Raw genomic sequence first — 21,255 nt, 5'->3', positions numbered from 1 at the left:
CGCGGGCATGGAGTCCTGAAATGCCAGCTCTTTATGTGATGATCCCGGCCGCGCTGCTGATCGTGGCCATCGCCGTGTACATTTTCTTCTGGGCGGTGGACAGCGGGCAATACGACGACCTCGACGGTCCGGCCCACAGCATTCTGTTCGACGATCAGGACCCAAACCACAAGGCTGCGGTGGATGAGGCTGGCGGCCAGGCCCGCGAACCGGACGACAAGGCCCCGCCCCATGCTTGATCTGGCGCCACTGCTGGTCTCGGCGGTCATCCTTGGCCTGCTCGGTGGTGGTCATTGCCTGGGCATGTGCGGCGGCCTGATGGGTGCCCTGACCCTGGCGATTCCCAAGGAACAGCGCAGCCGGCGCTTCCGGCTGCTGCTGGCGTATAACCTGGGGCGAATCCTGAGCTACGCCACCGCCGGATTGCTGATCGGCCTGGCCGGCTGGGCCGTGGCCAACAGCCCGGCGGCGATGATCATGCGCGTGCTGGCCGGTTTGCTGCTGATCGCCATGGGCTTGTACCTGGCGGGTTGGTGGAGCGGCCTGACCCGTATCGAAAGCGTCGGGCGTGGCTTGTGGCGGCACATCCAGCCCGTCGCCAACCGCTTGCTGCCGGTGTCGAGCCTGCCCCGGGCCTTGCTGCTCGGCGCGCTGTGGGGCTGGTTGCCGTGCGGACTGGTCTATAGCACCCTGCTGTGGTCCGCCAGCCAAGGCAATGCACTGGACAGCGCGCTGCTGATGCTCGCCTTCGGCCTCGGCACCTGGCCAGTGCTGCTCGCCACCGGCCTGGCCGCCGAACGCGTCACTGCCCTGCTGCGCAAACGCAGCGTACGCATGGCCGGTGGGTTGCTGGTGATTGTCTTTGGTCTCTGGACACTGCCGGGGCCGCATCAACATTGGCTGATGGGCCATTGACCGAATCGCCCCCCCATCGCGAGCAAGCTCGCTCCCGCAGGAGACCGGTGAGCGCCGTCGAGCAAATGTGGGAGCGAGCTTGCTCGCGATGAGGCCATCATCGACAACACCTGTGCCCTGTTGACGCAAATCAAAACCACCCCGCGCCTACACCCCTAGACTCGCACCCATGCCAGCCTATCCGGGGAACGCCCGCATGCTCGACGCCATTCGTTGGGACACAGACCTGATCCGCCGTTACGACCTGGCGGGACCACGCTACACCTCGTACCCGACCGCGGCGCAATTTGGCAGCCAGGTGGGCACCTTCGATCTACTCCACGCCCTGCGCGACAGTCGTAAGGCCTTGCGGCCGCTGTCGCTATATGTGCACGTGCCGTTCTGCGCGAACATTTGCTACTACTGCGCCTGCAACAAGGTCATCACCAAGGACCGTGGCCGCGCCCACGCCTACCTGCAACGCCTGGAACAGGAAATCCAGCTGATCAGCTGTCACCTGGACCCGGCCCAGCGCGTGGAACAGTTACATCTGGGCGGCGGTACCCCCACCTTCCTCAGTCACGACGAGCTGCGCCAGTTGATGGCCCAGTTGCGCAAGCATTTTCACCTGTTGGACGACGATTCCGGCGACTACAGCATCGAGATCGACCCTCGCGAAGCCGACTGGTCGACCATGGGCCTGCTGCGGGAACTGGGTTTCAACCGGGTCAGCATCGGTCTGCAAGACCTGGACCCGGCCGTGCAACGCGCCGTCAATCGCCTGCAAAGCCTGGAAGAAACCCGCGCAGTGATCGAAGCGGCCCGGACCCTGCAGTTCCGCTCGATCAACATTGATCTGATCTACGGCCTGCCCAAACAGACCCCGGACAACTTCGCCCGCACGGTTCAGGAGGTCATCGAACTGCAACCGGACCGGCTCTCGGTGTTCAACTACGCCCATCTGCCAGAACGCTTCATGCCTCAGCGGCGCATCAACAGCCAGGACCTGCCGAGCCCGGAGCAGAAACTGGCCATGCTGCAAGGCACCATCGAGCAACTGACCGCCGCCGGCTACCGCTACGTCGGCATGGACCACTTCGCCCTGCCCGACGATGAATTGGCGATCGCCCAAGAAGAAGCCACACTGCAGCGCAACTTCCAGGGTTACACCACCCATGGTCATTGCGACCTGATCGGCCTTGGTGTGTCCGCCATCAGCCAGATCGGCGATTTGTACTGCCAGAACAGCAGCGATCTGAATCAATATCAGAACACCCTCGCCGACGGGCAATTGGCGACCAGTCGTGGGCTCATATGCAATACCGACGACCGGTTGCGGCGTGCGGTAATCCAGCAGCTGATCTGCCATTTCAACCTGGCCTTCGCCGAGATCGAGCAACATTTCAATATCGATTTCTACGGCTACTTCGCGCCGTTGTGGCCGCAATTGCAGGCGATGGCCGAGGATGGGCTGATCGAGGTCGACACCACACACATCAAGGTACTGCCCGCTGGGCGCTTGTTGGTGCGATCAGTGTGTATGGTGTTCGATGCCTACTTGGAGCAGCAAAATCGACAACGCTTCTCCCGAGTCATCTGAGCGCGACAATTTGACGACGAAACCACACTGGCCGGAGTGCCTGCGCTGGGGTACCCTTACGCCTTATGTGTGATTTCCCACAAGGATTTAAGAAATGTCCGAGCCAGTCAAACTGCGCGCTCACAGCCAGGCCCATTGCAAGGATTGCAGCCTGGCCCCCCTCTGCCTGCCACTTTCGCTGAACCTGGAGGACATGGAAGCGCTGGACGACATCGTTAAACGGGGCCGCCCGTTGAAAAAAGGTGAATTCCTGTTTCGTCAGGGCGACACCTTCGATTCCGTCTATGCCGTGCGCTCGGGCGCCTTGAAAACCTTTAACCTGAGCGATGGCGGCGAAGAGCAGCTCACCGGCTTCCACCTGCCCAGCGAGCTGGTGGGGTTATCCGGGATGGACACCGAGAGCCATCCAGTCTCGGCCCAGGCGCTGGAAACCACCTCGGTGTGCGAAATTCCCTTTGATCGCCTGGACGAGTTGGCCATACAGTTGCCGCAACTGCGTCGCCAGTTGATGCGGGTCATGAGCCGGGAAATCCGTGACGATCAGCAAATGATGCTGTTGCTCTCGAAAAAAACCGCCGACGAGCGCATCGCCACGTTCCTGGTCAACCTCTCGGCACGCTTCCGCGCCCGCGGGTTCTCGGCCAACCAGTTCCGCCTGAGTATGTCGCGCAACGAAATCGGCAATTACCTGGGCCTGGCGGTGGAAACCGTATCCCGGGTGTTCACCCGTTTCCAGCAGAATGAGTTGATCGCGGCCGAAGGCAAGGAAATTCACATTCTCGACCCGATCCAGCTCTGCGCCCTGGCCGGCGGCTCGCTCGACGGCTGACGGACAAGCGCGGCTGCGGGGGGGCTGAGGGATAGCCCCAGCCGCGCTATACTGCCGCGTTTGCAGCTCACCCAGGACTCCCCCGATGGTCTTCGACTCCTTCGACATCAAATCCCTGATCCGCCCCGTGATCGACTTCCCCAAGCCAGGCGTGATCTTTCGCGACATTACCCCGTTATTCCAGTCCCCCACCGCCCTGCGGCTGGTGATGGACAGCTTCGCTCACCGTTATGTCGAGGCCGAGTTCACTCACATCGGCGCGATGGATGCGCGCGGTTTCCTGATCGGTTCGATCCTGGCCTATCAATTGAACAAACCGCTGGTGCTGTTCCGCAAGCAAGGCAAGCTGCCTGCGGATGTGCTGGCCGAGGGGTACCAGACCGAATACGGCGAAGCCTTCCTGGAAGTGCATGCCGACAGCCTGTGCGAGGGTGATTCGGTGGTGATGTTCGATGACCTGATCGCCACCGGCGGCACGCTGATCGCCGCCGCCAACCTGATCCGCCGCATGGGCGCCAAGGTCCACGAAGCGGCGGCGATTATTGATTTGCCAGAATTGCTCGGTTCCCAGCGTCTGGAAGACATGGGGATTGCGACATTCTGCTTGACGCAGTTTTCGCTCAGCGAAAGATAGTTGCCAGACAACCACTGAACCTGTGGGAGCTAGCTTGCTCGCGATAGCGATTTATCAGTCACATAGATGTTGACTGATCCACCGCCATCGCGAGCAAGCTAGCTCCCACAGGTACTGTGTAGAGGTTACAACGCGATCGGCTTGCGCCCGGCAAACGAATGCGCCAGCGTCCCGCCGTCCACCAACTCCAGCTCGCCACCCAACGGCACGCCGTGGGCGATGCGGGAGGCGATCAGGCCTTTGTTGTTCAGCAACTGGGCGATGTAGTGGGCGGTGGCTTCGCCTTCGACCGTCGGGTTGGTGGCGAGAATGACTTCCGTAAACGTGCCCGCCTCTTCAATCCGGGCGACCAACTGCGGAATGCCGATGGCTTCAGGGCCCAAGCCGTCGAGCGGTGACAAATGGCCCTTGAGCACGAAATAACGCCCCCGGAAACCGGTCTGCTCCACCGCGTACACATCCATCGGCCCTTCCACGACACACAGCAGGCTGTCGTCCCGACGCGGGTCGGCACATTGTGGGCAAAGGTCGTCTTCCGTGAGAGTGCGGCATAGACGGCAATGCCCGACCCCTTCCATGGCCTGGCTCAGGGCCTGGGCCAGGCGCGAACCGCCGCTGCGATCACGCTCAAGCAATTGCAACGCCATGCGCTGGGCAGTTTTCTGACCCACACCTGGCAAAGTTCGCAGGGCATCGATCAGTTGGCGAATCAAAGGGCTGAAGCTCATGGAGGAAATGTCCGACATAACAACGAGACGCGGTTTATACCCGCGCCTCCGATTAGCGTCAAATACTCAATCCTGCGCCACCCGCACCACCAGCTTGCCGAAGTTGCGCCCTTCCAGCAGACCGATAAAGGCCTGCGGCGCATTCTCCAGGCCATCGACCACGTCTTCGCGGAACTTGACTTTGCCATCGCGCACCCAGGGCGCCATGGCACTGATGAACTCCGGCTGGCGGTCACCGTAATCGTCAAACACAATAAAACCCTGGATCCGCACGCGCTTGTTCAACAAGGTACGCTGCAGTTGCGGCAAGCGATCCGGACCGCTCGGCGCTTCGTGCGTGTTGTAGGCCGAGATCAGGCCGCAAAGCGGGATGCGCGCCTTGGCGTTGAGCAACGGCACCACCGCGTCGAAGACTTTGCCCCCGACATTTTCGTAGTAGATGTCGATGCCCTTGTCACAAGCCTTGGCCAACGCTTCGGCAAAGTTTTCAGCCTTGTGATCGACGCAGGCGTCGAACCCCAGCTCGTCGACCACGTATTGGCATTTCTCCTTGCCGCCCGCCACACCGACCACTCGCAGGCCCTTGATCTTCGCCACCTGGCCGACCACCGAGCCCACGGCGCCCGAAGCCGCCGCCACCACCAGGGTTTCCCCGGCCTTGGGCTGGCCGATGTCCATTAGCCCCATGTACGCGGTCATACCCGGCATGCCCAGCACACCCAAGGCCATCGACGGGCTGGGCATTCCGGACGGGATGGGGATTACGTTGCGCCCCTCACTGATGCTGTGGCTCTGCCAACCCGTGGCGCCCACCACCAGATCGCCCTCTTGGAATTTCGGGTGCATCGAGCGCTCCACGCGGCTGACAGCCCCACCGGTCATCACTTCGTCGATTTTCACCGGTGCGGCGTAGGACGGTGCGTCACTCATTCGCCCGCGCATGTAGGGGTCCAGGGACAGGAACAGCGTCTTGAGCAGGATCTGCCCGTCCACCAAGTCCGGCAGCGCCACCTGTTCAAGGCGGAAATTGTCCGGGGTGGGCGCACCCTTGGGGCGGGAAGCGAGGACGATGCGCTGGTTGGAGGTCGATGCTTGGGACATGGAAGCGTTCTCCTTGATCGTTGAGTGACACGTATAGGGAGCAGACCATTGCCGAGGGGGCGGCGTTCGATGTTTGTTTGGTTGGACCGCAGTGACGGCATCGCGAGCAAGCTCGCTCCCACATAGGACCTGCGATGAACCTCACAATTGAGAACACTTCAATCCAGTGTGGGGGCGAGCTTGCTCGCGATAGCGGCCTCATAGCCACCACATTGCCTTGGACAGAAACAAAAATGCCAGGCGCGATGCCTGGCATTGTGTGTAGCCCATCCCGACCGGGATGGCGAATCAGAACGGCAGTTTCATGCCCGGTGGCAGTTGCATGCCGGCGGTCATGCCAGACATCTTGTCCTGGCTGTTGGCTTCGATTTTGCGGACGGCATCGTTGACCGCAGCGGCGAACAGGGCTTCAAGCATTTCCTTGTCGTCTTCGCTCAAGCCTTCGACCACGCTCGGATCGATGCTGACGCGCTTGACGTCGTGGCGGCCGGTCATGACCACCGTCACCATGTCGCCACCGGACTTGCCGGTGACTTCGGCGTTGGCCAGTTCTTCCTGCATCTTGGCCATTTTTTCCTGCATCTGCTGCGCCTGCTTCATCAGGCCGGCCATGCCACCTTTCATCATGGGAATCACCTCGAAAGTACTTGGATAAACTACACGCCCGGCCCGTTCGGCCCGGCGCTTTCAGTTATGAGCCCTGGATAACCGGGGCCTCGACAGGTTCGATAGTATCGTGACGAACCACGGCGCCGAACTGTTGCATCATTTGCTGGATGAACGGATCGCCATGGATCGACTCCTCGGCTTCGCGCTGACGGTTGGCACGGCGGCGAGAGGCGGCCTGGGCCGGGGTTTCCTGCTCAGGCTTGATCAGCTCGATGCTCAGCGTCAGGGTGCGCTGGTGGTACTGGTTCAGCGCATCGTTGAGACGACGCTGCTGGGTCGCGTTGAACAGCGCGCTGTGGGCCGGGTCCAGGTGCAGCAGCCAGTGGTCCCCCTCCACGGAGATCAACGTGCAGTTGGCGGCGATGCTGCCGGTCATGCCGGTGATCGGCAGTTTCGGGAACAGTTCCAGCCATTGCAGGGCCAGCCCGGTGGCCGGCATCGCCGCGGGTTCCGGCTCAGGCTCCGGTGCTGGCTCGGCGGCGTGCTCGCTGGCCAGCTCGTCCAGGTAGCTGTAGGCCGAATCCATGTCCGGCTCGATGTAATCCTCGTCCAGCGGAGGCTCGTCGTCCAGGTCCATGCCCGGCGTGGCGACATCAACGTCGGCCACTGTCGGCTCAGGCACCGGGGCAGCAACCCACTCCGGCGCATCGGGCACCACGCTATCGGGCGTCGGCAACGGCATCGGCGGCAATTCGGGCTGCTCGGCAGTGGTTTCCAACACCGGTTCCACAGCGGGCTGCTGGACGATCTCGGGCTCGACCGGGTCGTTCCAGGGCAGATCAATCACCGCTTCGGCGACCGGCTCGGGCACGGCCTCGACGACCGGTTCAGGCGCGGGCTCAATGGGTGCAAGGACAGGCGTCGGGGCCGGTTCGGCCACAGCCACCGGAGCCGGAGCGACTGCCGGCGCAACGACGGGCGCGGCAGCCACTGGCTTGGCGGAATCAGCTGTGGCCTGGCTGATCCCCACTGGCTTTAGCGGTTGCCTCGGGGCGTCCGCCGTGTCGGCCGGTCGGAACGCCAGCATTCGCAGCAACACCATTTCGAAGCCGCCGCGCGGGTCCGGCGCCAAGGGCAGGTCACGACGACCGATCAGACCCATTTGGTAGTAGAACTGCACGTCCTCGGCGGGCAGCACCTGGGCCAGGGCCAGCACGCGATCACGGTCCCCGTGGCCGTTGTCGACGCCATCAGGCAAGGCCTGGGCGATGGCGACACGGTGCAACACGTTGAGGATTTCCGAGAGCACGCCATTCCAGTCCGGGCCCTGCTCGGCCAGGTGACGCACCGCTTCGAGCAACGCCTTCGCATCGCCTTCGATCAACGCATGCAGCACGTCATAGACCTGGCCGTGATCGAGAGTGCCCAGCATGGCCCGCACATCGGCTGCCATGACCTTGCCTTCACCAAAAGCAATGGCCTGGTCGGTCAGGCTCATGGCATCTCGCATCGAACCATCGGCGGCGCGGCCCAGTAGCCACAGCGCATCGTCTTCGAACGGTACGTTTTCGACGCCCAGCACGTGGGTCAGGTGCTCGACGACCCGTTCCGGCGTCATGTTCTTCAGGGAGAACTGCAGGCACCGCGACAAAATCGTCGCAGGAAGTTTCTGCGGGTCGGTGGTGGCCAGGATGAACTTGACGTAGGGCGGCGGTTCTTCGAGGGTCTTGAGCAGCGCATTGAAAGAATGGCTGGAGAGCATGTGCACTTCGTCGATCAGGTAGACCTTGAAGCGCCCACGGCTCGGCGCGTACTGCACGTTGTCGAGCAGCTCGCGGGTGTCTTCGACCTTGGTGCGGCTGGCGGCGTCGATCTCGATCAGGTCGACGAACCGACCTTCATCGATTTCCCGGCAGACCGAACACTCCCCGCAAGGCGTGGAGGTAATGCCGGTTTCGCAGTTCAGGCACTTGGCGATGATCCGCGCGATGGTGGTCTTGCCCACCCCACGGGTACCGGTGAACAGATAGGCATGGTGCAGCCGCTGGCTGTCCAAGGCGTTGATCAGGGCCTTGAGCACATGGGTCTGGCCGACCATTTCGCGGAACGAGCGCGGACGCCATTTACGTGCAAGAACCTGATAACTCATCGAAAACCGTCGCAACGAAGGAACATAAGCGGCTAATGCTAGCGGAGCAGGGGCGAAATTGCATCCAGTGTACTCGTCTAATCTGACTAAGCTTGGGTCAGGGACTCGGTTGTCGACCGGTTTTACACAGTCAGGAGAGTTTATGCGCTCAGCCATGGGGGCTTTGCTGTTGGTGGGTACAGGCTGTTTTGCCGAAGAAGTACCGTTGCGATTCGCCATCAGCGATGGCTGGGCCATGCCTATGGTGCAGATCGAGCGGGGCCATCCGACCCAGGGCATCATTCCCGACATCATGACCAGCCTGGCGACCCAAATAGGCATGCCGGCTGAATTTCACGTCCTGTCCCGCGCTCGCCTGGACGCTGCCATGAAACACGGCGAAGTCGACATACGTTGTTATGTCACCCCCGATTGGGTTGCCGACAAGGATGGCGACTATCTCTGGAGTGTCCCGCTGTTTTTCCAGCGCGACATACTCGTCGGCACCGCGAGCGCCCCCGCCGAGGTGACGCCAGCGACGCTACCGCTCCAGCCCATCGGCACCGTGCTCAGCTATTCCTATCCGACCCTGCAGCCTCTGTTCGACGGCGGGCACCTGCGGCGTGACGATGCGCGCAACCAGGAACAAGTGCTGGCCAAACTGCTGGCCGGCCGCTATCGCTATGCGGTCAGCAACCAGTGGGCGCTGGACTGGTTCAATCAACGGCATACCGCTGACCGGCAATTGCACGAAGTGGCAGTTATCCAGCAACAGCAGTTGAGTTGTTACGTGCGCGCTGACCTGAAAATTTCAGCGCAACGCATTCTGCTCACCTTGCAAAAAATGAAAATATCAGGGGAAATCGACGCGATCATCCAGCTCTACACGGGTCGCAGTGAAGCATCGGAAACCGCGGCGGACTCTCCCTGAATGCCTGGCCGCTGCTGCCATTGCAACGGCGGAATGAACCCCGTCACCCACCCGGGAACCAGTTCGGGCGGCATGGGCCGGGCGATGAAATAGCCTTGCGCCACCTCGCAGCCCAGGCGCAGCAGCAGTTGCCCATGTTCAAGGCTGTCCAATCCCTCGGCGACGACTTGGCGACCAAACGCCCGGGCAAGGCCGATCACCGCTTCGGTCAGCGCCAAGTCGTCCCGGTCATCGAGAATATCGCGGACAAAGGCCTTGTCGATCTTGATGGTTTGCGTGCGCAGGTGCTTGAGGTCGTTGAGCGAGCAATAACCCGTACCGAAGCCGCCCAGTGAAAACCCCACGCCCAGGGCCTGACACGCCTGGAGGCAGGCACTGACATGTGCGAGATTCTCCACGGCGACGGATTCGACAATTTGCAGATCCAGCATGCGCGGAGACACCGTCGGGTGCCGCTCCAAGACGTCTCGCAGGCGCTCGACGAAATCCGTACGCTGAAAATGCCGTGCCGAGATATTGATGCTCACTGGCCAGCCCTGCCCTGCCAGCTGCCACTGCTGCAGCTGGGTCAACACCTGCTCCATCACCCACTCGCCGATCTCGACGATCAGGTCGGTTTCCTCTACCAGCGGCAGGAACTCCCGAGGAGGGATCAGGCCACGCTGTGGATGTTTCCAGCGCAGCAACGCCTCCAGGCCGACCACAGCGCCGTTGCGCATATTGACCTTGGGCTGGAAGTGCAGCCGCAGCTCGTGAGTCGCCATCGCCTGGCGGACCCGTTCGACAGTCTGATAAGTAGCCCGGACCTCCTTGTCCCGGGACACATCGAACAGATGGAAACGATTACGGCCACTTTGTTTGGCCACGTACATCGCCTGGTCGGCGTGGCGCAACAGGGTCTCGGCGTTTTCGTTGTCCCAAGGGAACAGCGTGACGCCAATGCTGGCGAAGACCTTGATGCCCTTGCCGTCGATGGCATACGGCATTGAAACGGCGACCAATACGCGATTCAGCGCGGCATTCAATTCATCCATTCCACGCACATGGCGCAGCACCAGCACGAACTCGTCCCCGGCCAACCGAGCCACCACGTCTTCGCCACGCACGATACTGCGCAAACGCCTGGCAACCTCCACCAACAGCCGATCGCCACTGGCGTGGCCATGACCATCGTTGACGGCCTTGAAGCCATCAAGGTCGAGCATGCACACCGCCAGGGGTAGATTTTCCGCGCGAGAGAACGCCAGGGCCTGATCCAGCAGCTCGGACAAGTAGGTGCGGTTGGGCAACCCGGTCAGCACATCGTGTCCGACCCGCCATTGCAAGGAGTGCAACAGCCGACGCTTTTCACTGACGTCGAAGCGAATCGCCAGGTAGCGTTCGACTTGTCCGGTCTCATCGTCGATCACCGGAACCAGGGTGGTATCGACCCAATGCAGCGTTCCGTCCTTGGCCCGGTTACAAATTTCCCCTTTCCAGACCTGCCCCTGGGCAATGGTGTGCCACATGGTGCTGAAAAACTCGTCGGGGTGTTGGCCGGAATTGAGCAGGCGATGGTTCGCACCCAGCAACTCATCGCGCTGGTAACCAAAAAGGCTACAAAATTGGTCGTTGACGTAAGTGATGCGCCCGCTCAGATCGGTTTCGGAAAAAATCGCGGCGGCGTCAACGGCTCTGCGGTACTTCTTATCCATCGAAGCAGTCATCCATGAGTCAGGCTCATTTGTCGCGCGCGGTTGCACCGCCTCTGGAACAGGCGAAAATCAACTAGGCTCAAACACCTTGAGATAAGCTGGAGCGCGGGCCCTGGAGGCACTGCCAGAGAGGGAGCAGGCCCCTGCCTTGTGTCGCGGCAAGAAACGCAAGACCCACTCTTTTCGCACATCCCGGCTTCTGAAGCAGGTCACTAAACACCCGTGCCAAAGGCCGATTCTACGAAACACATCACATTTTGCAAGTCAAGGTGATGAATCATGCAGTTGCCTAATGCAAAAATCTATCGTTAAGTTCTTGATTCTAAATGGGAATTAAGCGATGCAAATTTCAAGTTTGGGTGCGGCCATCAGACGCTATCGCAAAGTAGCGGGGCTGACTCAGGCTGAACTTGGCGAAAAAACCGGTTTTGACCCAAAAACCATCAGCCGCTTCGAAACCGGCACCTACACCCCCAGCGTCGAAGCCTTGTTCCTGCTTGCCAACGTTCTGGATGTGCAGCTGAAAGCGTTCTTCACCGACATGAGCGAGGAAGACGAACAGCGGGCCTATCTGTTCGGTGTCATACACAAAGCCACGCCGAAGGACCTGGGGAAGCTGATCGCCGCGGTTGACCAGGCGATGTCCAAGTCTTGATGCCGTCATGAAAAAGACAGGCCTGGCTTCTCTTTGGCTTGTCCAACAGGCAACCGGTACCCATGCCCTTCGATTCCGTCGGTGAGCCAACAACTAATGTCACGTTGACATCGCCGACCGCGAACCCCGACTATCAAAGCCCATCTTGCATCCCCATGATGCCTGCGACCCGCTGACATCAATAGAATCCCAAGGGCACACCGTGCATAAACTCTCGATCATCCTTATTTCGCTACTCGCCACCGGCTGCACCGCTAAATATGCACAACAAGATGTATTCCCCAGCCAGGCAAAACTTGATCGGCAAATGCCAATCGCCATCGCCACGCCGATCGACGGCCGCTACGAAACGACGGTATACCCTGCTTCCGGCGACATGACAGCCGCCGCCGTTAAAACGGCCTTCTCTCATTACACCAACCGTGTGACGGTCATGGGCGCGTGCCGTGAACTGAGCTGCCTGAGACAAAACAGCCCCTCGGGCTACTACGTCATCCCGGAAATCCTCCATTGGGAAGAACGCGCCACAGAATGGTCAGGCATCCCCGACAAGATTGAAGTGAAGCTCGCCATCTATGGCCCGACGGGCGCGGAACCGTTGGGGTCTGCGATCCTGACGGGTAAAAGCAAATGGGCGACCTTTGGCGGGGATCATCCACAGGACCTGCTGCAGGAGCCGATTGCTGAGTATGTAAAGGCTCAATACTGACCGCAGAACCGCAAGCGTTTCTGAGCCCGGCCCTGTCGATGTGCAATAGGACCGGGCTGCTTTTTTGGGCTTCGACTGCCCTGCCTGGCCAAAGCCGGGACAGCAGAAAGCAACGATCGATATCGATCAGCAAACAAAAAGAAATTTGGAATTCAAAAAGCCTTGCGAACGAAGGCCTGGGCGTTATGGAGGCAACCCCACCAGCCACACCCCGGCACACAATGTTCCCGCTGTGGCTGCTTCCTTCCGGATCTGACCAGGTTCACGGGTAATCGTTGCGGGGGACCGATGGGGTCACCATAACGACGCCCGCCTGACGGCGAGCCGCGCCATTGTACCTATCTGACGAGAAGTTACAACCGTTCCCGCCGGATTAAAAAACTGAAGATGTTCAAGCACTTGCCGTGGGAGCAAAGCTACAACAGCACCTCATCCGCCCGGCCACCCTCTTCCTGGATCACCAGATGGATGAAATGCAGCTTGGTGATGACGGCGGCCGGTACGACGAACGGGTAGAAATCCGGCTGGCCCATGCTGCGGGACAGTTCGTTGAGCATGCCGGCCAGTTCGATCCAAGCGTTGACGAATGAGAGGAAGGCCTCGCCGCCTGTGTGTTCGGGGTCGTACAAGGTCTCGGGCGGGAACGGCTGGTAATCAAAATCCATTTCCCGGGCACTCATGCCGAACCCCAGCGCGGTGTCCACGGCGTCCATCATGTGCAGGTAGTGGGCCCAGGTTTCGGCCCAGTCTTCCCAAGGGTGCATGGTGGCGTAGGCACTGACGTAGCGGGTTTGCCAGTCCAACGGCGCGCCTTGCTGGTAGTGGCGCTCCAGGGCTTCGGCGTAACTGGCGCGCTCGTTGCCAAACAGCTCGCGAAAGGCCTCGAGCCAGTGACTGTTGGCGATCAAGCGATCCCAATAATAGTGACCCACTTCGTGACGAAAATGCCCGAGCAAGGTGCGATACGGCTCGCGCATCTGCTGGCGCACGTATTCACGATGGGCATCGTCAGCCTCTTTGATGTCGAGGGTGACCAACCCGCTGGCATGCCCCGTGGTCGGCGGCGTGCCATCAGGGTCGACGCCGATGAAGTCGAACGCCAGGCCGATATTTTCATCGACGGTTTTCGGGATGACCGGCAAGCCAAGGGTGATCAGTTGCGCCACCAGCCGGCGCTTGGCGGTTTCTACTTTGCGCCAGCGTTCGGGATTTTCCGGGATCGACAGGTCGGGAATGGTGCGATTCAGGCTGCAGGCGATGCACAAGGTATCGTAGCCGTTGGCCGGTAACAGCCAATTGCACGCCGCCGGCGTGTCGAGGTTGGCGCAACGACGGAACAGTCCGGCTTGCGGGTCGACGTCCAGCGTCCAGGTGTCGGGTTGCTCGCCGGGTTGCAAGGACGACAGGCGACTCTGCTCAGGCTGATAGCCCAGCACCGCCAGGCAAGCCAGGCATTGGCTGTTGCGAAAAAACAGGGACTGGCCGCAGCGGCACGACCAGATCTTACTGTTGCGTGAGCGGTCGCCCATGAAAGGCGCCGCGATGCGTGAGCTCAGTTGTTCGAAGAAGCGGTACATGGCGATCTTTCCCAGGAGCCTGCAAGACTAGATCATCCTTCGAGCATGATCGTTCCCACGCAGGGCGCGGGAATGATCACGACGAAACCGTGATGCCGTGCCTACTCAAAAAACCGACAAAGGCCTCTTCATCCAGTACCTTCACCCCCAACTCATTCGCCTTGGCCAACTTCGAACCCGCACCCGGCCCGGCCACGACGCAATGGGTTTTCGCTGACACCGAACCGGCCACCTTGGCCCCCAGGCTTTCCAGCTTGTCCTTGGCGACATCGCGGCTCATCAACTCCAGCGAGCCGGTCAACACCCAGGTGTGTCCCGCTTCGGGCAGGCCTTCGACGACTTTTTTCTCGCTTTGCCAATGCATGCCGAAGTCCCGCAGCTGCTGCTCCGCAGCCTCGGCCTGTTGGCGATTGGCGGCGATGGCGAAGAACTCGCGCACGGCGTTGGCCTGTTTTTCTGGCAACGCCTGGCGCATGTCCAGCCAGTCGGCGCTCATTACCGCTTCGAGGGAGCCGAACTTGTCCGCCAGTTTCTGCGCCCCACCCGGCCCGACCGACGGAATGTGCAGCTTGTCGAGAAAACCGCCCAGCGTCGTGCTGGCGGAAAATTCGGCGCCCAACTCGCCCTGGTCCTGGATATCGAGGCCGTGGCGCAGCAGGTCCTTGATCACCTGGCGGTTGTGCGGGTCTTCAAAGAAGCTGTGAATCTCGTAGGCCACTTCCAGGCCGACATCCGGCAGATACGTGAGCACTTGGGGCAAAGCCGCCTGCACGCGCTCCAGCGAACCGAGGGAGCGGGCCAGGACCTTGGCGGTTTCCTCGCCCACGTCCGGAATGCCGAGGGCATAGATGAAGCGCGCCAGGCTCGGCTTCTTGCTGTCGACGATGGCGGCCAGCAGGTTCTTGCTCGACAGTTCGGCGAAACCTTCCAGGTCGACCACTTGCTCGAACGTCAGGGCATACAGATCGGCGGGCGAGCCCACCAGGCCCTCGTCCACCAGTTGCTCGACGCTCTTCTCGCCCAGCCCCTCGATGTCCATGGCCCGACGCGACACAAAATGAATGATCGCCTGCTTGAGTTGCGCGCCACAGGCCAGGCGACCGACGCAGCGGTACACCGCGCCTTCGCTGATGGTCTCGCGGCCCTTGCTGCGCTTGATCAACTGCGTGCGCTCGACATGGGAGCCGCAGACCGGGCACTGTTTGGGGACCTCGACCGGACGGGCATCGTCCGGGCGGCGCTCGGTGATCACTTGCACCACTTGCGGAATTACGTCACCGGCACGGCGGATAATCACGGTATCGCCGATCATCAGGCCCAGGCGCGCCACTTCGTCCATGTTGTGCAGTGTGGCGTTGGCCACGGTCACGCCGGCAACTTTCACCGGCCTGAGTCGTGCCACGGGCGTGACGGCCCCGGTGCGGCCGACCTGGAACTCGACGTCGAGCAACTCGGTGAGTTCTTCGGTGGCCGGGAATTTATGGGCGATGGCCCAACGCGGCTCGCGCGCGCGAAAGCCCAGTTCACGCTGGGAGGCAATGCTGTTGACCTTGAACACCACACCGTCGATTTCATAAGGCAATGCGTTGCGCCGCTCGCCGATGTCGCGGTAGTAGTCCAGGCATTCGTCGATGCCGTGGGCCAGTTTCAGCTCACGGCTGATGGGCATGCCCCAGGCCTTGAGCTGCTTGAGATTGCCGATGTGCGTATCGGCAATGTCCGCGCTCACCTGGCCGATGCCGTAGCAGCAGAACTCCAGCGGGCGGTTGGCGGTGATCTTCGAATCCAGCTGGCGCAGGCTGCCGGCCGCCGCGTTACGCGGGTTGGCGAAGGTCTTGCCGCCCGCCTCCAGTTGCGTGGCGTTGAGGCGCTCGAAGCCGGCCTTGGACATGTACACCTCGCCGCGCACTTCCAGCACCGGCGGCCAACCGCTGCCCTGCAACTTGAGGGGGATATTGCGCACGGTACGTACATTGACGCTGATGTCCTCACCGGTGGTGCCGTCACCGCGCGTGGCACCGCGCACCAGCATGCCATCCTGGTACAACAGGCTGACCGCCAGGCCATCGAGCTTCGGCTCGCAGCTGTATTCCACCGCCGCGCCACCGCCCAATAGATCGCCGACAGGCAAGTCGAGGCCTTCGGTTACCCGGCGGTCGAACTCGCGCATAGTGACTTCGTCGAAGGCGTTGCCCAGGCTGAGCATCGGGATCTCGTGCCGCACCTGGCTGAACGCCGACAGTGCCACGCTGCCGACCCGTTGGGTCGGGGAATCGCTGGTCACCAAGTCCGGATGCTGCTCTTCCAGGGCCTTGAGCTCGTGGAACAGGCGGTCGTATTCGGCGTCCGGAATGCTCGGCTCGTCGAGGACGTGGTAGCGGTAGTTATGCTGATCCAACTCAGTGCGCAGCTGTTGGATGCGGGTTTCGACGGCGTTCATGGGTGTTCTCTCATAAAGCAAAAGAGCAGCCTAGGCTGCTCGATTTTCTTGATACATAGGGTGCTTCGCACCCCAGCGGGAGCAAGCTCCCTCGCCACATAAGCTCTCTGGGTTTGAGAGCCGTCCATCGCTCAGCGCTTCTGGGTCAGCGCGCGGCGTTCGAATTCGACGATGCGCTGGCGGTAATGCTCGATGGTTTGGGCAGTCAGCACGCTGCGCTGGTCATCCTTCAGTTCGCCATTGAGCTCCTGGGACAGCTTGCGTGCGGCAGCCACCATCACGTCGAAAGCCTGCTTGGGATGACGTGGACCTGGCAGGCCCAGGAAGAAACTGACGGCAGGGGTGCTGAAGTGGTCGATGTCGTCCAGGTCGAACACGCCTGGCTTGACGGCGTTGGCCATGGAGAACAGCACCTCACCATTGCCGGCCATGCTTTCGTGGCGGTGGAAAATGTCCATCTCGCCAAAGCGCAGGCCGCTTTCCAGGATGTTCTGCAACAACGCCGGGCCCTTGAAGCCGGCCGGGTCGCGGCAGATCACGCTGATCACCAGCACTTCTTCGGCCTGGGCCTGGTCTTTGTCGGCGTTCGAGGTTTTGTTATCGTCCGGGAAATCGTCGTCGCGGCTGCTGAAGCTCGGGCCGCCGTCCAGGTCAAGATTGAGGTTCAGGTCGCCCTGGGACGGCTCGCTGTTGCGCTTGCCGCGCTTGGAACCCGATTCCCGAGGCTCACGCACAGGCGCGCTCATCGACGGCAGGTCGTGCTCGTCCAACTGCGGTTCCTTATGGGTGTCCAGCACCCGGGGCGGGCCCAGCAACTCGGCGTTGCCGTCGTCGTCCGGCAGGTTCGACAGGCTGCGATCAAGACGAAACTTCAGTTTCCCCTTGCCACCGCGCATGCGGCGCCAGCCGTCGAAAAGAATACCGGCAATGACAATAATGCCGATGACGATCAGCCACTCGCGCAGACCGATTTCCATGTAATCCCGTGCCTCTATAAAAATGCTGAAAAATAAGGGGCTTAGCTATTTGCAAACCGCTTTAAAACGTGGCGCCAACTCTATGTTCTGAATGGCGTTTTGCCCACGCATACGAAAAATTGACATTAAACTAGCACGACCAAAGATAACTTTACACCGTCTGTCGCATGGGCTTGTGCCCAATCTGTGGATTGGACAACAGGCCCAGGGGTAAAAAACACCTACAGCGCTCCAGGTACATGCCCTACGGCCTGTGTTTCAGGCATCCACCATGGCCATCGCCTCCTCCACATCCACCGCCACCAGTCGCGAGCAGCCCGGCTCATGCATGGTCACACCCATCAGCTGATCGGCCATTTCCATGGCGATCTTGTTGTGGGTGATGTAGATGAACTGCACCGTTTCGGACATTTCCTTCACCAGCCGTGCGTAACGGCCTACGTTAGCGTCGTCCAGCGGTGCGTCGACTTCATCGAGCATGCAGAACGGCGCCGGGTTCAACTTGAAGATGGCAAAAACCAGGGCCAGGGCGGTCAGTGCCTTTTCGCCACCGGAGAGCAAATGGATGGTGCTGTTCTTCTTGCCAGGAGGACGCGCCATGATTGTCACCCCTGTATCGAGTAAATCTTCGCCCGTCAGTTCCAAGTAGGCGCTGCCGCCACCGAAAACTTTTGGAAAAAGGGCCTGCAAACCGCCGTTGATCTGATCAAAGGTATCCTTGAAGCGATTGCGGGTTTCCTTGTCGATTTTGCGAATGACGTTTTCCAGGGTCTCCAGCGCTTCCACCAGGTCGTCGTTCTGGGCATCCAGATAGCGCTTGCGCTCGGACTGCTGCTGGTACTCGTCGATGGCCGCCAGGTTGATCGCCCCCAACCGCTGGATGCGCTGGGCAATGCGTTCCAGCTCCTCTTCGGCGTCTTTCTCGTTCGCCCCGGCCACCAAGGTGGCAAGCACGCCGTTGAGGTCGTAGCCATCTTCGAGCAATTGGTCCTGCAAGGCTTTGCGCCGCACCGTCAGGGCTTGCCATTCCATGCGCTGCTGTTCCATCTGGCCGCGAATCAGCTGGGATTGCTGCTCGGCCTGGCTGCGGCGTTTCTCGGCGTCGCGCAATTCGCGGTCGGCGTCTTCCAGGGCAATTTGCGCGGTCTTGAGTTCTTCGTCGACGCTCATGCGCTTGTCGAGCAACTCTTCGAGCTTGAGGCGCAGCTCTTCCAGCGGCGCTTCGCCCTCCTCCAGATTGAGGCTCAACTGCTCGCGCTTCTCGGTCAGGCGTTCGGATTGCATTTCCAGCCGTTCCAAGGCCTGGCGCGTGGAATCGTATTGAGCCTTGAGCGAGCCCAGGCGCACCGCCAACTGATGGGCATGATCCTTGTGCTGGCGAGCTTCCTGGCGTACTCGGTCCAGGCGTTCACGCAGGCTGTCGCGCTGGGCCAGCAGCAGTTCGCGCTGTTCGGTGTCCAGCGCCATGGCATCGAGGGCTTCCTGCAATTGCAGGCGCGCCTCACCGATCTGTTCGTGCTCCAAGGCCCGCTGCTCGCCCAGCTCGGCGATCTCTTCTTCCAGGCGGGTGCGACGCAGGGCCAGTTGTTCGAGCTTGGCCCTGCCGGCCGATAACTGCGCCTTGAGCTCGCCTTGTTGGCGGGCCTCATCCTGCAACAGTCGACGCAGGTGCTCGCGGCCGTTCTCCTGTTGACGCTGTTGCGCCCGCAAGTTTTGCAATTCGGTTTCCAGGGCTTCGACGCTGGCCTCGCGCTCTTCGCGCTCGGCGCTCAAGCGTTGGATTTCCTGGCCCCGGGCGAGCATGCCGCTCTCGGCTTCGCTGGCCCGGCGCACCCGCAGGAAATGCCGGCCGACCCAGTAGCCGTCCCGGCTGATCAGGCTTTCGCCTACCGCCAACTGTCCGCGCAGAGCCAAAGCCTGCTCAAGGCTTTCCACCGGCTTGACCTGCCCCAGCCACGGCGACAGATCGACCTGGGCCTCGACTTTGTCCAGCAAACTGCCGGGCACGCGCACGCCGTCGCCGGCCGGGCTGAGCAGACGCAGATCGCCCTGGGTGAAGCCCGACAGGTCGAAGCCGCCGAAGTCATCCACCAGCACTGCTTGCAGGTCCGCGCCCAGCACGGTTTCCACTGCCAGTTCCCAGCCGGCATCGACCTTCAGGCCCTCCGCCAGCCGCGGGCGTTCGGCCAGGTGCTGGTCGCGCAACCACTCGGCGGTGCCGGTGCCCGGGTCCAGCGCGGCTTGCTGCAGGGCCTCCAACGAGGCCAGGCGCCCATTGAGCCGCTGCAATTCGCCCTGGGCCTGTTGCTGGTTCTGCAAGGCCAGTTGCAAGGCCTGGCGCAGTTGCTCAAGCCGTTCGACCTGGGCGTCTTCACTGGCCTGCAAATCTTCGAGCGTGGCTTCGCTGGCCGCCAGTTGCTCGCCCAGGTCAAGAATCGCCGCGTCTTCCGGGTCCGCCGCGAGCAAGGCGCGTTCTTCGGCCAGGCGGCGCTGACGCTCGGCCAGGCGCTCCATGCTGGTTTCCAACTGTTGGATACGCGATTGCTGGACCTCAGCCTGACGCCGCGGCTCGGCCGAGGCCAGGTTGAAACTGTCCCACTGCTCTTGCCAGCCGTGCATGGTCAGCTCGGCCTCTTCCAGGGCGGCAGCGGCTTCTTCGGCGGCGGCGCTGGTGACTTCCTGTTCCGGCGTGAGCCTGTCCAGCTCTTCACCAAGGGTCAGCAGCAGCGTGCGGTCGTGGCCCAGGTGGGATTCGGTTTCCAGGCGCGCCCGCTCGGCTTCCTTCAAATCATCCTGCAACTGACGCAGCCGTTGCTGGCCATGCTGGATGCTCTGTTCGACCCGGGCGATGTCGCCGCCCACGGAGTAGAAGCGCCCTTGCACCAGGTTGAAGCGCTCGGACAGGTCGTGGTGCCCGTCCCGCAGGCGCTCGATGGCGGCATCGGCGTTGCGCTGTTCGGCCACCAACGCCTCAAAGCTGACTTCCTGGTTGCCGATGACGGCCTCGCGCTGGCCAACCTGCTCGTTCAACGCCTGCCAGCGCAGGGCCGACAACTGGGCCTTGAGCTGACGCTCCTCGCCCTTGTATTCCTGGTACTTCTTGGCGGCCTCGGCCTGACGGTGCAGGCGTTCGAGCTGGCGCTCGAGTTCTTCGCGCAGGTCGGTCAGGCGGGCGAGGTTTTCGTGGGTGCGGCGGATGCGGTTTTCGGTTTCGCGGCGCCGCTCCTTGTACTTGGAGATGCCGGCGGCTTCTTCGATGAAGTTGCGCAGGTCCTCGGGCTTGGCCTCGATCAGCTTGGAGATCATGCCCTGCTCGATGATCGAGTAGCTGCGCGGGCCCAGGCCGGTGCCGAGGAAAATATCGGTGATGTCGCGACGCCGGCACTTGGTGCCGTTGAGGAAGTAACTGTTCTGGCTGTCGCGGGTCACTTTGCGACGAATGGAAATCTCCGCATAAGCCGCATATTCGCCAACCAGGGTGCCGTCGGAGTTGTCGAACACCAGCTCGATGCTGGCCTGGCTCACCGGTTTGCGGCTGGTGGAGCCGTTGAAGATGACGTCGGTCATCGACTCGCCGCGCAGGTTCTTGGCCGAGCTCTCGCCCATCACCCAGCGCACGGCGTCGATGATGTTCGACTTGCCGCAGCCATTGGGCCCGACCACCGCCGCCATATTACTGGGGAAGTTCACCGTGGTCGGGTCGACGAAGGATTTGAACCCCGCCAATTTGATGCACTTGAGCCGCACGT

The 21,255-nt window shown here is 61.5% G+C and carries 17 protein-coding genes and 1 other RNA gene; 8 read left to right on the top strand and 10 right to left on the bottom strand.

Features of this window, described 5'->3' with window-relative positions; genetic code table 11:
* Positions 1-20 precede the first annotated feature (20 nt).
* The 5 genes from ccoS to CD58_RS09120 all read left to right on the top strand — a co-directional run bounded on the left by ccoS (position 21) and on the right by CD58_RS09120 (position 3,957).
* Entirely contained in the window at positions 21-239 is a 219-nt protein-coding gene (gene ccoS / locus CD58_RS09140; protein WP_025212719.1) for a cbb3-type cytochrome oxidase assembly protein CcoS, read from the top strand.
* A complete protein-coding gene (locus CD58_RS09135) occupies positions 232-915 on the top strand; it encodes a sulfite exporter TauE/SafE family protein (RefSeq protein ID WP_025212718.1) in 684 nt (227 codons plus the stop codon). Before ccoS ends, CD58_RS09135 begins: the two co-directional genes overlap by 8 nt.
* A 196-nt stretch (positions 916-1,111) precedes the next feature.
* Complete coding sequence (hemN, locus tag CD58_RS09130; protein WP_025212717.1) at positions 1,112-2,494, top strand: oxygen-independent coproporphyrinogen III oxidase; 1,383 nt, start codon at positions 1,112-1,114, stop codon at positions 2,492-2,494.
* 94 nt (positions 2,495-2,588) lie between these two features.
* The gene (gene fnr, locus CD58_RS09125) at positions 2,589-3,323 is read left to right on the top strand and encodes a fumarate/nitrate reduction transcriptional regulator Fnr (RefSeq protein ID WP_025212716.1); all 735 of its coding nucleotides are present in this window, start codon (positions 2,589-2,591) and stop codon (positions 3,321-3,323) included.
* Positions 3,324-3,408: 85 nt separating this feature from the next.
* Positions 3,409-3,957 carry an adenine phosphoribosyltransferase gene (locus tag CD58_RS09120; RefSeq protein ID WP_025212715.1) on the top strand — a complete coding sequence of 183 codons (549 nt, stop codon included), beginning with the start codon at positions 3,409-3,411 and terminating at the stop codon, positions 3,955-3,957.
* A 125-nt stretch (positions 3,958-4,082) separates the two neighbouring features.
* Here CD58_RS09120 and recR read toward each other — a convergent pair whose 3' ends face one another.
* From recR to dnaX, 4 genes are all read right to left on the bottom strand, one after another.
* Positions 4,083-4,685, bottom strand: a complete 603-nt coding sequence (gene recR / locus CD58_RS09115) for a recombination mediator RecR (protein WP_025212714.1) — start codon at positions 4,683-4,685, stop codon at positions 4,083-4,085.
* 66 nt (positions 4,686-4,751) lie between these two features.
* Positions 4,752-5,786: an NADP-dependent oxidoreductase gene (locus CD58_RS09110; protein WP_025212713.1), complete on the bottom strand. Its 1,035-nt coding sequence runs from the start codon at positions 5,784-5,786 to the stop codon at positions 4,752-4,754.
* Positions 5,787-6,074: 288 nt separating this feature from the next.
* Positions 6,075-6,413, bottom strand: a complete 339-nt coding sequence (locus CD58_RS09105; RefSeq protein WP_025212712.1) for a YbaB/EbfC family nucleoid-associated protein — start codon at positions 6,411-6,413, stop codon at positions 6,075-6,077.
* Between the two features lie 64 nt (positions 6,414-6,477).
* Complete coding sequence (gene dnaX, locus CD58_RS09100) at positions 6,478-8,544, bottom strand: DNA polymerase III subunit gamma/tau (protein ID WP_025212711.1); 2,067 nt, start codon at positions 8,542-8,544, stop codon at positions 6,478-6,480.
* Positions 8,545-8,686: 142 nt separating this feature from the next.
* On the opposite strand from dnaX, the gene CD58_RS09095 reads away from it, so the two are divergent.
* Positions 8,687-9,454, top strand: a complete 768-nt coding sequence (locus CD58_RS09095; protein ID WP_025212710.1) for a substrate-binding periplasmic protein — start codon at positions 8,687-8,689, stop codon at positions 9,452-9,454.
* Here the strand turns inward: CD58_RS09095 and CD58_RS09090 are convergent.
* Positions 9,406-11,148, bottom strand: coding sequence for a putative bifunctional diguanylate cyclase/phosphodiesterase (locus CD58_RS09090; protein WP_025212709.1), 1,743 nt, complete (start codon positions 11,146-11,148; stop codon positions 9,406-9,408). The two genes, CD58_RS09095 and CD58_RS09090, sit on opposite strands and share 49 nt — an antisense overlap.
* A 340-nt stretch (positions 11,149-11,488) precedes the next feature.
* Between CD58_RS09090 and CD58_RS09085 the strand changes: the two genes are divergently transcribed.
* On the top strand, positions 11,489-11,803 hold the full coding sequence (locus CD58_RS09085) for a helix-turn-helix domain-containing protein (protein ID WP_025212708.1): 315 nt from the start codon (positions 11,489-11,491) through the stop codon (positions 11,801-11,803).
* Positions 11,804-12,005: 202 nt separating this feature from the next.
* Complete coding sequence (locus CD58_RS09080) at positions 12,006-12,512, top strand: DUF4823 domain-containing protein (protein WP_025212707.1); 507 nt, start codon at positions 12,006-12,008, stop codon at positions 12,510-12,512.
* Positions 12,513-12,707: 195 nt separating this feature from the next.
* Here the strand turns inward: CD58_RS09080 and ffs are convergent.
* From ffs to smc, 5 genes are all read right to left on the bottom strand, one after another.
* Positions 12,708-12,803: signal recognition particle sRNA small type (gene ffs, locus CD58_RS29140), an RNA gene on the bottom strand.
* 125 nt (positions 12,804-12,928) lie between these two features.
* On the bottom strand, positions 12,929-14,089 hold the full coding sequence (locus tag CD58_RS09075; RefSeq protein ID WP_025212706.1) for a zinc-binding metallopeptidase family protein: 1,161 nt from the start codon (positions 14,087-14,089) through the stop codon (positions 12,929-12,931).
* 76 nt (positions 14,090-14,165) lie between these two features.
* Entirely contained in the window at positions 14,166-16,529 is a 2,364-nt protein-coding gene (gene ligA, locus CD58_RS09070; RefSeq protein WP_025212705.1) for an NAD-dependent DNA ligase LigA, read from the bottom strand.
* A 131-nt stretch (positions 16,530-16,660) separates the two neighbouring features.
* The gene (zipA, locus tag CD58_RS09065) at positions 16,661-17,506 is read right to left on the bottom strand and encodes a cell division protein ZipA (protein WP_025212704.1); all 846 of its coding nucleotides are present in this window, start codon (positions 17,504-17,506) and stop codon (positions 16,661-16,663) included.
* 258 nt (positions 17,507-17,764) lie between these two features.
* Positions 17,765-21,253, bottom strand: coding sequence for a chromosome segregation protein SMC (gene smc / locus CD58_RS09060; protein WP_025212703.1), 3,489 nt, complete (start codon positions 21,251-21,253; stop codon positions 17,765-17,767).
* Positions 21,254-21,255: the final 2 nt, after the last annotated feature.

It is taken from the genome of Pseudomonas brassicacearum, assembly GCF_000585995.1.
In the GTDB taxonomy this organism is placed as follows: Bacteria; Pseudomonadota; Gammaproteobacteria; order Pseudomonadales; family Pseudomonadaceae; genus Aquipseudomonas; species Aquipseudomonas brassicacearum_A.
Note: the sequence above shows the minus strand (reverse complement) of the source record. Positions and strands in the feature narration are given on the sequence as shown.